5 protein-coding genes are annotated in these 5,495 nt (G+C 43.3%); 4 read left to right on the top strand and 1 reads right to left on the bottom strand.

What is annotated here, in order from left to right:
• Positions 1 to 1,502: polyamine aminopropyltransferase (locus WBA23_RS18410; RefSeq protein WP_424583745.1), on the top strand; the 1,502-nt coding region annotated here is incomplete at its 5' end.
• Positions 1,503 to 1,572: 70 nt separating this feature from the next.
• On the opposite strand, the gene WBA23_RS18405 is transcribed toward WBA23_RS18410, so the two are convergent.
• Positions 1,573 to 2,742 carry a hypothetical protein gene (locus tag WBA23_RS18405; protein WP_424583744.1) on the bottom strand — a complete coding sequence of 390 codons (1,170 nt, stop codon included), beginning with the start codon at positions 2,740 to 2,742 and terminating at the stop codon, positions 1,573 to 1,575.
• Between the two features lie 112 nt (positions 2,743 to 2,854).
• Between WBA23_RS18405 and WBA23_RS18400 the strand changes: the two genes are divergently transcribed.
• The 3 genes from WBA23_RS18400 (at position 2,855) to WBA23_RS18390 (ending at position 5,193) form a co-directional block, all read left to right on the top strand.
• Entirely contained in the window at positions 2,855 to 3,469 is a 615-nt protein-coding gene (locus WBA23_RS18400; protein ID WP_424583743.1) for a protein-tyrosine-phosphatase, read from the top strand.
• A gap of 78 nt (positions 3,470 to 3,547) precedes the next feature.
• Complete coding sequence (locus tag WBA23_RS18395) at positions 3,548 to 4,642, top strand: complex I subunit 1/NuoH family protein (protein ID WP_424583742.1); 1,095 nt, start codon at positions 3,548 to 3,550, stop codon at positions 4,640 to 4,642.
• Between the two features lie 80 nt (positions 4,643 to 4,722).
• Complete coding sequence (locus WBA23_RS18390) at positions 4,723 to 5,193, top strand: hypothetical protein (RefSeq protein WP_424583741.1); 471 nt, start codon at positions 4,723 to 4,725, stop codon at positions 5,191 to 5,193.
• Positions 5,194 to 5,495: the final 302 nt, after the last annotated feature.

Raw genomic sequence — 5,495 nt, 5'->3', positions numbered from 1 at the left:
CCACGGGGCTAGCCGGTATTGTTGCTGAGTACGTGCTCTCTACATTGGCTACGTACTTCTTAGGCGATTCGGTGTTTCAGTGGACCATGATTGTCTCGCTCATGCTGTTTTCAATGGGATTGGGCAGCCGATTGAGTCGCTTCTTTCAAAAAGATTTGCTACAGAAGTTTATTATAGTCGAGTTTACCCTATCAATACTTTGCGGGTTTTCGGCTTTGTTAGCCTACCTGGCTTCCGGTTACACGCTATACACCGGACTCATTATTTATAGTCTTTGCATGAGTATTGGGCTGTTGATTGGTCTGGAAATTCCGCTGGTGATTCGGGTGAATGATACCTTTGAGTCGTTGCGAATTAATGTAGCTTCAGTAATGGAAAAAGATTATTTTGGCAGTCTGCTGGGTGGGGTGTTCTTTGCTTTTGTAGGGCTGCCGTACTTAGGGTTAACCTATACTCCGTTTGTGCTGGCTTTCGTCAATTTTGCCGTAGCTATTGTTTTACTCTTTATGCTGTGGCAACATTTATCTGCCTTTAATCGGAAACTGCTGGGTAGTATTGGAGGTGTAGTAGGTGCAGTACTTTTGAGTGGACTGATCTTTGCCAAGCCAATTATTCTTTTCGGTGAGCAGCAACGCTACCGCGATAAGGTTATCTTCGAGCAGCAAAGTCGCTACCAGAAAATAGTGCTCACCCAGTGGAAAAACGACTACTGGCTCTACATTAATGGCAACCAACAACTAAGTACGGTGGATGAAGTGCTGTACCACGAGCCACTGGTTCATCCAGCCATGACATTAGCTCCAAATCCGCAGCAAGTGCTAGTATTAGGTGGTGGTGATGGCTGTGCAGTACGGGAAATTTTAAAGTACTCTTCGGTAAAAGACATTACGCTAGTAGATCTAGATCCGGCAATGACCAGTTTAGGTAAAAGAAACTCAATAATGCTTAACCTGAATGATAGTGCATTGCACCACTCTAAAGTAACGATTTATAATCTGGATGCTTACACTTTTTTGGAGCAAACGAATCAGTACTATGATGTAGTAATTATCGATTTGCCCGACCCCAAATCAGTTGATCTTAACCGGCTGTACACCGAAGAATTTTACCGCTTAGCCTATCGGCACTTGCGAGAGCGAGGAGTATTCATTACCCAAGCGGGTAGTCCCTACTTTGCTACCCAGGCTTTCCGTTGTATCGATGAAACCGTAGCGGCGGCGGGATTTCAAACAGCTATGCTGCACAACCAGATTGTAACGATGGGCGAGTGGGGCTGGATACTCGGCGTAAAATCCAGTACCGCTATAAATATAAAAAGCCAGCTTCAACAACTGACTTTTAATCATATTTCTACGAAGTGGATTAATCAGGAAGCAATGCAAATGATGACTACTTTCGGTAAAAATATCTACGGCCTACCGCTAGATAGTGTAGAAGTCAATCAGATTCATAACCCGGTGCTCTATCAGTATTACCTTAAAGGCAACTGGGACTGGTATTGAAAATGAATAATGACGAATGATTAATAACTGATGAATAGCAACTTGCATTATTCATCAGTTATTAAATAAATTACCAGCGGAAAATGGCGGCTAGGTCGGCGTCGACAAACTCTTCGGGTAAATCTTCTTTCTTCACCATATAAGCGTTACCACCGTGTAAGATGGTCTGCACCGCTGATTTTGATACCAAGTCATGGTCGTTCTCTTGCTGAGCGTCGTGCAACTGTACCGAATTCGCTTGGCGGTCGATATGCCCCCACCGATGGGTTCCTTCTACCACAAACAAAGCATCAATTCGCCCATTAATCGCAGCGGGAGCTATTTCTTCAATATCGTAGGAAGCTTGTCCTGAACCTGCTAAAGCTGCGTAACGATTCATTTCGCTTTGCTTGTTTTCGTTAAAGTAGCCTTGCAAAGTTTCAACTGCTTTTTGGTGCAGATTCTCAGGCGACTCGCGGTCGGGGTTCATTTGAATGCCTTCTTCGGCTAGTTTAAACGATTTGTTAGCCTCACGATAGATAGGGTGCTGGGTATCTACGGCAGCTAATACCACGGGGCGGTTCTTATCTTCAATTATCTGTTCCAGTACATCGTTTACCCGCCGAAAATATTCCTCAACGTATACGTCATCTTTATCGCCGTCGCCACCCTGTCCGTGGTATACAGAAGTGCCAGCTTTACCCCGGCTTGAGCCTCCAGAATGATACTGCAAAGTTTTTTCGAAATCATAGTAGCTTAGAGCATCTTCCATTCCTTCGGGCACCATATCTTGGATGTTGAGTTCCTCTACGCTCTGCTCATCGCCTTCTAGTAGCCGAACTTTGTTCAGGCTAATTGCCAGAATATAGAACGGATGCTCTTTTTGCAGTAGCGGAACAATTTGATCCAGGTGGAAAGAAGTGCTAAGTATACTGAATTCTCGCACGGAGCGTGGTAGTTTTAAAAATTTAAAGTAATCTTGCCCCAGGAAAATAGCTAACCCATGTTCTTGATGACGCCAAAAGTTACTATCATCCACCAATTGCTTGATTGGAGCTAAATATTCATTGGCTTCATTTTCTGAAATATCTTTGTCCTTTAGTTGCTGACGAATTTGCTGGTAGTGATTTTTAAGTAGTATAGCATCCTGCCCCTCGTTCACCTCGTGGCCTTTTTTATGGGTGGGAATAAATATACTAACACAGTTGAGACCGGAAAAGTCGGCTAGTGTCTGTAAGTCTTCTTTGGTCATGGTTTTCATATCAAAAAGTTTATTTCGTAGAAAAAGTTCTTATTCACATAAACTGGTAGCATGCTGGGTTGTTTGATTGAGTGGAAGGCTCATGCTGGATATCATGCTTTACTCTAATGATATGTTACATCACGATTTAGCACAGTACATTGAAAGTGTAGTTGAAGAACTTGACCAAATTACAGAGAAGCGCAAATCAGCTTTACGAGAAGTAAGAGATTATCTCTCCCAAAAATCATTGGCGAAAGAGGAAGTCCGTTTGGTAGTAATTTGCACGCACAATTCGCGGCGAAGCCATTTCGGCCAACTTTGGTTGCAGGTAGCCGCTTATTACTACGGTTTATCAACAGTTCACACTTTTTCCGGTGGTACCGAAGCTACCGCTTTTCACCCGAATGCAGTGGGGGCTTTATCTCGAGCTGGCGTGCGGTTTATACCCATCGATGAATACAGCAGCAATCCGCAGTACTTAGCTTCCGTAGGTAGTGATTATCCTGACATAAATATGTTCTCCAAAAAGTACGATCATCCCCAAAATCCGCATCGCTCATTCGCAGCCATTATGGTTTGCTCCGACGCTGATGCAGACTGCCCAGTTATATCTGGTGCTGATGCTCGCTTTTCTCTTCCTTACAAAGATCCTAAACAGTATGATAACACTCCGCAGGAAAGTGAGCAGTACGACAAGCGTTGCCGTCAGATAGCCCGAGAAATGCTTTACATAATGAAAAATTGACAATGAATAATTGATAGTGGATAAGGAACCAGTAACTATCAACAATTAACAATCATCTTTTTCGTAATTTGCTCGCCTATGGGCACGTTTCTGTTCTTTCTTCCTTTTTTGCTAGGATTCACCGTAGTGGGCGTATACGCTGAGCGGAAGATTTCAGCCTTCATTCAAGACCGGATGGGACCGATGGAAGTAGGTAAGTACGGCTTATTGCAAACCGTAGCCGATCTGCTTAAACTGATCCAAAAGGAGGATATTGTACCTAAAGCCGCAGATCGCATTCTGTTCTTAACCGCTCCAATTATTATTTTTGTGGCGGTGTTTGCTGGATTTTCGGTGCTGCCGCTCACTTCCGGTTTTAGAGGTTCTACGGCTGAGGTCGGCATGTTCTTTTTGCTAGCTATTGTCTCGTTGGATGTAATTGGGGTATTGATGGCCGGCTGGGGCTCTAACAATAAATACGCACTCTACGGAGCACTACGGTCGGTAGCGCAAATTATTAGCTACGAAATTCCTTTAGGGTTATCGGTGCTTTGTGCAGTAATTGTCTCTCAGAGCTTTGATTTACAAAATATCTCTTATCAGCAGGGCATCCTCGCACCGGAGGTTACTACCGTTCCGGTTTACTTGTTCGGGATTGCTGATTGGCAGATTGACGTTACGAATATCGGGGGAATTTTATCTTGGAATATTGTGCGGGTTCCTATTCTTTTCTTCGCCTTTATTATTTACTTCATCGCTTCTTTGGCCGAAAGTAACCGGGCTCCTTTTGATCTTCCTGAAGCAGAATCAGAATTAATTGGTGGCTATCACACCGAATACTCCGGCTTTCGCTGGGCACTGTTTATGCTATCCGAATATGCCATGATGCTACTAGTAAGCTTTCTGGGGACGATCCTTTTTCTGGGAAGTTGGAACACTCCGCTACCGAATATTGGGCCAGTAATGCTAGCCGACTGGACAACCGGAGAGCCAGGTACTTGGCTAGGCCACACTTGGGGCATCTTTTGGCTATTCAGTAAAACGCTGCTGCTAGTAGTGGTGCAGATGTGGGTTCGCTGGACATACCCCCGGTTGCGGGTTGATCAACTGATGACCCTTTGTTGGAAGTATTTGGTTCCAGCCTCGTTACTGCTAGTGCTGCTATCGGCGGTTTGGAGACTGTGGATGCTGTAGTATGAATTTCTGTTACTAAAAATTAATAAGTCTCTAGAATCACCTATCTTCAAACGTGTGCATTTTTATAGAATCTTATAATGTTTAAATATAAATACCTTATTGGGTTTATATCTCTAATGCTCTTTCTTTTGATACCCTTTGTTTTACGTTGGTATAGTCCTTCTCTAGAGCCTTATCCAGCGTTACTATTGCCTTCAGGGGCTCATATTGTTGAACTTGAAGATGGCACCTTTTCTTATACTCTTTACGAAGTCTACGGTTTTGGTCAAGATGGAACAAGCAAGAAAATCGATATTCAAACCTTCCTTGAACCCATCCCGCCTTACTTAATTTGGAACCTGGCACGCCACAATTTTGGCTTAGAGGGAGATAACTTACTAGCAGACGATCTAAGCGAATCTAGAAAGTGGTTTCGTCAAAAACTAATTGATAAAGGATATCGGGCCGATAGGTTTCTTTTGGCTAAAGTAAAATACTACATTTCCCTGGATAAGAAACAGTTGTTAAAGCAGGAAACGCTTCATGAAAAGTATTTTAACCTCGATTGACCGAATTATTGCCACGCTTTTCAGTAGAATTAAAAGGTCTACTCATATACCGGCACCTAATACAGCTGTTTTTAGATGCTTCTTCGGGCTTTTTTTGTTGCTTTTTGCTACTCCTTTCTACCAATGGCTAGAGATTATTCCCGACTCCTTGTACCATCCGCCGCGCCTTAGTGCTGGTCAGTTTTTTTCTGGATTCCTTAGTTCCCCCTATCTATCAATAATTGACATACTTAAGTACTGATGCAAAAATAGGTATAAGAAACTAGAAAGGCGTAGTTTTGAGGTATGCGATACATCAAGGA

The sequence above is a fragment of the Tunicatimonas sp. genome (genome assembly GCF_049647865.1).
Classification (GTDB): Bacteria; Bacteroidota; Bacteroidia; order Cytophagales; family Cyclobacteriaceae; genus Tunicatimonas.
The sequence above is the reverse complement of the archived record's forward strand: the minus strand, read 5'-3'. Positions and strand labels throughout refer to the sequence as shown.

Coding starts and splice junctions, on each gene's coding strand:
- WBA23_RS18390 (WP_424583741.1), top strand. CDS start 4,723: ATGTTTAAATATAAATACCTTATTGGGTTTATATCTCTAATGCTCTTT.
- WBA23_RS18405 (WP_424583744.1), bottom strand. CDS start 2,742: ATGAAAACCATGACCAAAGAAGACTTACAGACACTAGCCGACTTTTCC.
- WBA23_RS18400 (WP_424583743.1), top strand. CDS start 2,855: ATGTTACATCACGATTTAGCACAGTACATTGAAAGTGTAGTTGAAGAA.
- WBA23_RS18395 (WP_424583742.1), top strand. CDS start 3,548: ATGGGCACGTTTCTGTTCTTTCTTCCTTTTTTGCTAGGATTCACCGTA.